Source organism: Oleiphilus sp. HI0123 (assembly GCF_001635315.1).
In genome coordinates this window covers 1-593 of the sequence record NZ_LWGE01000760.1, presented here as the reverse complement: position 1 = coordinate 593, position 593 = coordinate 1, and the positions used below count along the sequence as shown (strand labels likewise).

Sequence of the window (593 nt, the reverse complement as noted above, 5' to 3'; positions counted from 1 at the left end):
AGTACACCCAAGCAATGCTTTATTTTGCACAGGGCAAATATGTCGATGCTATCGAATGCTTGGATGATGCATGGCATACCTATCAGCACAAACGAGACTCCATCGTTTTCACTCCACCAAGTATCATCGCACTAAAGGCTCGCTGCCTTTTATCAATGGGGATGATAGAGAAAGCTCAATTTGTGATAAATGAACTAAACGAAGAAAGCATTAATGCTGTCCCCTTAAACTATGAGGATATTAACCTAACAAAAGCACGGATTTTTGCGGCGCAAAGTAATTATAAACTTGCATTGGAAGTAATTAACCGTCTTGCTGAACAGACTCGTTCTAAGCACCATGTATACAACCTGATTCAAGTATTGAACCTTTCTGCCTCAATCTACCATAGCCTCCACAACTCAAAAGAAGCCGAAGAAGCAATTAAAGAATCATTACATCTCGCATCACAGGACGGCTTCATCTCTGTTTACACCAATGAGGCTGTTGAGCTTCTTCCGGTTCTAGCACTGGGTGCTGATCCCAGCATACCTGACAGCTATTTGCAGAAATTGAGCGCAACATTAGGATTAAGCAATGAGACCAAGCCTGTT

General features: G+C 42.0%; 1 protein-coding gene. It reads left to right on the top strand.

From position 1 onward, the window contains the following. On the top strand, positions 1-593 hold a 593-nt coding region (locus tag A3761_RS06740; protein WP_156491690.1), incomplete at both ends, for a hypothetical protein.